6 protein-coding genes are annotated in these 4,274 nt (G+C 51.2%); 1 reads left to right on the top strand and 5 read right to left on the bottom strand.

The features are described 5' to 3' along the window. Positions 1-151: 151 nt before the first annotated feature. Positions 152-448 carry a hypothetical protein gene (locus HQL65_20295; protein ID MBF0138577.1) on the top strand — a complete coding sequence of 99 codons (297 nt, stop codon included), beginning with the start codon at positions 152-154 and terminating at the stop codon, positions 446-448. Between the two features lie 220 nt (positions 449-668). Here the strand turns inward: HQL65_20295 and HQL65_20290 are convergent, their stop codons facing one another. From HQL65_20290 to HQL65_20270, 5 genes are all read right to left on the bottom strand, one after another. Next, positions 669-1,004 carry a DUF86 domain-containing protein gene (locus HQL65_20290; protein MBF0138576.1) on the bottom strand — a complete coding sequence of 112 codons (336 nt, stop codon included), beginning with the start codon at positions 1,002-1,004 and terminating at the stop codon, positions 669-671. Continuing rightward, on the bottom strand, positions 994-1,296 hold the full coding sequence (locus tag HQL65_20285; GenBank protein MBF0138575.1) for a nucleotidyltransferase family protein: 303 nt from the start codon (positions 1,294-1,296) through the stop codon (positions 994-996). The genes HQL65_20290 and HQL65_20285 overlap by 11 nt, the downstream gene beginning before the upstream one ends. A gap of 177 nt (positions 1,297-1,473) precedes the next feature. Beyond that, complete coding sequence (locus tag HQL65_20280) at positions 1,474-3,021, bottom strand: SUMF1/EgtB/PvdO family nonheme iron enzyme (GenBank protein MBF0138574.1); 1,548 nt, start codon at positions 3,019-3,021, stop codon at positions 1,474-1,476. A gap of 250 nt (positions 3,022-3,271) precedes the next feature. Beyond that, complete coding sequence (locus HQL65_20275; protein ID MBF0138573.1) at positions 3,272-3,535, bottom strand: hypothetical protein; 264 nt, start codon at positions 3,533-3,535, stop codon at positions 3,272-3,274. Between the two features lie 203 nt (positions 3,536-3,738). Next, a complete protein-coding gene (locus tag HQL65_20270) occupies positions 3,739-4,002 on the bottom strand; it encodes a hypothetical protein (GenBank protein MBF0138572.1) in 264 nt (87 codons plus the stop codon). Positions 4,003-4,274: the final 272 nt, after the last annotated feature.

The raw sequence follows: 4,274 nt of genomic DNA, 5'->3' as shown, positions 1-4,274 counted from the left end.
AGGAGGAAGGGCTGTGCCCTTCCTCCTGGCGGGGTTTGGGGCGGAGCCCCAATAATATCTTTCTTTCCAATTTTTTTTATCCGAGGATTGATGAACAGCCTCTCAGGCTGCCCAACCAGAGAAATTGGCAACCAAACGGGATTTGAAAGAAATGGAAGGACAGCTTTCCACCAAAGCGGATGTGGCCAAGGTGGATGCTCACGTCCTGGAACTGAAACGTGACGTTGAAGCCGCCAAGGTTGACACGATCAAATGGACAGCAGGCATGTTTGCAGCCCAGACTGCGCTGATCATAGGTGCCATGTTTGCCATGACGAAGATGAGTCAGCCAAATCCACAGCCAGTCACCAATCCTGCGCCTCACGCCAACCAGGAAATGCGTCTGCCACTCCCGGTCCCGCCACAAACCCCGCCCCCCCAGGTTTCAGGGACACAACCACCCAGATAAAATACTGGTACACGGTACCATGATGATCTCATGGGTAGTGCATCTGTTTGGTTGGTCATGCCGCGCCAGCCTGGCAACCGTCGTACTTTTTGCCGTCCGGTTGTCAAAAGCGTTGGCCGTCCGTGCCAACCCCAGGCCAGGCCATACATGGCCACAGCCCACGACAACAGGGCAACCAGTAGGACAGGATGCTTCTTGCGGATCATGACATCATCTCAAATCAACACCCCAACAATGAACGAATCTGGATAATCAAAACAGGCAATTCCTCTGTGACTGTTTGCCAAACAATCTTTGTGTCCACATCAAAATAACCATGAATCAATCTGTTACGCATAGAAACGATACCTCCCCAGGGAATGTGCGAAGAATGTGTACGCAATTCGTGAGAAACTTCTCCGGCAGCTTCGCCAATCACCTCAATGCAGCGAATCACTGCATACAGCAACATACGGTCATCTTCCAAATCCAGCAAAGATCGCCCTTTTATGAATTGACAAGCATCAAGGGCAGCATCCAGCATGTGATGTAAACGAATTTGATCGTCATCTTGCATATTGTACCTGTGCCGATGCCAACACGTTTTCGCGAAAGTAGCGGCTCAGGTCGCGAGGGGTGCGCAGATCCACCTTGCGACCAGGCAGCAAATCGGATAATTCCGCTTCCATCTCGGCCAGTTTTAAAAAACCAGGTGTGTGATCTGTCTCGAATTCCACCAATAAATCCATATCGCTGTCCGGTCCATCTGTTCCACGAAGAACGGAACCAAACAGGGAAAGTCGCTGGATGTGATGCCGTTGGCAAAATTCGGCCAATACGGAGTCTGGAAGATGCAATCCTTGTCCCACTTGCTTGTCTCCCCTGCAACCCGAAATCCCAACCCCTTTTTAATCTGTTCTATTTTGGGTGGTAACCCACGATGGTCTGACTCTTGGCGCGTTGTTCAGCGCCAAGAGTCAGACGTATTGCAGGTTTTCTGAAAAAAAGCACGCATCGCGGCCGAAAGGATGATCATGGCCTGTTTTTCATTGGCAGATACGGACCAGTCTCAAGCCCAGAATGTGGTACCGGTCACCCGGGGCGGTATAGTTGCGATCCGCAAAGCGGACCTGGGCCGCACCATTGATCCAGCTTCCGCCTCGATTGACCCGGAAAGATCCCCCATGACTGCACCGGGTGTGGCTTTTTTCCGGCTCGTTGTAAAGTCCCCTGTCTGAACAGGTCATTTCCCAGACATTGCCACTCATGTCGTGGATACCGAGCTTGTTCGGGGATTTTTTTCCGACCCGACGGGGCCTCTCTCCCGAGTTGTTTTTGTACCATGCCACAAGGTCAACCAGGCCGCCACCGCAATATTTTTCTTCCTTGCCTCCCGACCGGCAGGCATACTCCCACTCACTTTCCGTTGGCAGCCGGTACCGGCAATTTCCGTTTTGCGCGTTCAATTGATTGATGAAACCTCGTGCATCATCCCAGGAAATGTTTTCCACGGGACAATCATCCCCACAATAATCAAAATGGGACGGATTCGACCCCATCACCGTTTTCCATTGCCCCTGGGTCACCTCATATTTTCCAATCTCGAAATCTCCCACATTCACGCGCTGTGCAGGTTTTTCATCCGCTTCACATTCCGACTGCCACGCACCGCAGCCCATTTCAAACTCGCCGCCAGGCACGCGCACAAACTCCATGCCTGCCAATAATTCAGCAGTCCCCTTCTCTGTTACGCTCTCCCACGCCTTGTGTTCCATTTCCGCCAGGGTCTGTTCCTTTTTTTGTGCCATGCGTTCTGCTTCGAGGCGGCTTTGCAACGCTTCTTTGGCCTTGCGCTCGGATTCCATACGGTCCTGTTGCTCTTCCTTGGCCTTGCGTTCGGACTCCAAACGAACCTGTTGCTCTTCTTTGGCCTTGCGTTCGGACTCCATACGGGCCTGTTGCTCTTCCCTGGCCTTGCGTTCGGACTCCATACGGGCCTGTTGCTCTTCCCTGGCCTTGCGTTCGGACTCCATACGGGCCTGTTGCTCTTCCCTGGCCTTGCGTTCGGATTCCATACGAGCCTGTTCCTCTTCCCGGACCTTGTGTTCGGATTCCATACGGGCCTGTTGCTCTTCCTGGACCTTGCGTTCAGTTTCCAGGTGGACTTGTTTCTTCTCCTGTGCCTTGCGCTCTGTTTCCAACCCGGGCTGCTGCGCCGCGTCACCATTTATTTTCACATCTTCCTGTTGCTTTTCCTCCACCAGGGAATCCATGAAAACATACCCTTTTTTGATTCCCTTGCTCATGGTCGCCTCGACCAGATACCACCGACGATCTTCCGTCAGGCCCAGAACATGCACTTTGGCTCCTTCCCGCAACCTCACCAGAATTTTGCCATTTTCCGATGGTTCCGTCCGCAATTTCGCGATCCTTCTGGTCACCATTTCCCGGTTCATGGCTTCCATCCTGACTTCGGTCTTTTCATCTGGCTGAGGTTCAGCGTCCTCTTTCACCACCTGTTCCGCCGCTGCCATGGCCACCAACCATGGCATCACCAACAATACCAACATCCACGTCACCGTTCTGGTCTTCATGGTCTTTTCCGTCCGCTCAAGTCGCAATATGGCAAGCCTGCGCCACCGGGAACCCTTGTTTCCCAAGCCCTGAAGTCCCTGCTTCCATCCTCTTGTTGTCCATAGGCCGCACACATGGCGCGTGCCATATCCATACTGAAAAATTGATCATTATTATTTTTCCGAAACACAAACGGGCCATGCCACTTGCATGGCATGACCCGTCAACTTCACAACCGACCCGGTTCAAACACTTGCCGGTAGTGCCGGCTTATTTCCAGCCCGACTCTTTTTCACAAGCAGCCATGACGGAGGGATTTTTCTGTTCCCAGGCGGTGATGGACAAGGTCTCATTGTCACTCATTTTGGAATTCATGCAGGTGCAATACTTGGTCATGACCTCTGGGGAGACATTTTCTTTGGCATTGTCCATCACGCACTTGGCAATCCAGGCAGCATCGTCCGAACCGGCAAAAGCCAGGCTGCTGCTCATCAGAATACCTGCGACAAGGACGATGGAACTTTTGATTTTCATGGTCAATCTCCAGGAATTGTAAACTTGCGGACCGTGGGGGGGGGAAATAGCTGGCGGATCATGGGGAAGTCTGCGGACCAGGGAATCAAGTCCACTCCCCCGCTGCAAGATATCTTGGACTGTCCGATATTGTCAAGTTCCAGTTTGTACACTCGCAACGGTCTTTTTTTTCCAGGGCAAGAATACCCACGTTTCAAGCAGAATTATTTCCAACCGGATTCTTTATCACACATTTTAACTTCCGCAGAATGCGACTTCTCCCATTTGGAAATAGATTTTTTTTCATTATCTGACATTTTTCCACTCATGCAAATGCAGTATCTTTTGATGACTTCAGCAGATGCATCCTCTTCTTGATTGTCTTCTATACACTTCTTGATTCTTTTCGCATGATCAACCTCGGCATGCGACACACTGCTCACCCACATGAAACCAACAAGCACCGCCAGCGCCAATTTCATTTTCACAGGTCGTACTCCATCGTTTTTATTTGCTGTCCTGAACACAATGCGTTTTCATCCTGACACAGTTCATGATGTAAAGTCGTGTTTATTTTTACCGGGAGAAAGGACAAGATCCTTCCTCCCGGGCTTATTCATCCTGGCCATGCGGACATTTTCCAGGAAGCACTGAACTGTTACCGGTTGCACTTGAGACCATGATCATCCATTCGGCCATGATGCGTGCTTTTTCAGGCCATGATCATCCATTCGGCCACGATGCGTGCTTTTTTTCGGAA

It is taken from the genome of Magnetococcales bacterium (assembly GCA_015228935.1).
Taxonomy (GTDB): domain Bacteria; phylum Pseudomonadota; class Magnetococcia; order Magnetococcales; family DC0425bin3; genus HA3dbin3.
Note: the sequence above shows the minus strand (reverse complement) of the source record. Positions and strands in the feature narration are given on the sequence as shown.

What these genes read in the sequence shown, in the direction of transcription:
- HQL65_20295 (MBF0138577.1), top strand. Translation starts at nt 152, where the DNA reads ATGGAAGGACAGCTTTCCACCAAAGCGGATGTGGCCAAGGTGGATGCT.
- HQL65_20290 (MBF0138576.1), bottom strand. Translation starts at nt 1,004, where the DNA reads ATGCAAGATGACGATCAAATTCGTTTACATCACATGCTGGATGCTGCC.
- HQL65_20280 (MBF0138574.1), bottom strand. Translation starts at nt 3,021, where the DNA reads ATGAAGACCAGAACGGTGACGTGGATGTTGGTATTGTTGGTGATGCCA.
- HQL65_20275 (MBF0138573.1), bottom strand. Translation starts at nt 3,535, where the DNA reads ATGAAAATCAAAAGTTCCATCGTCCTTGTCGCAGGTATTCTGATGAGC.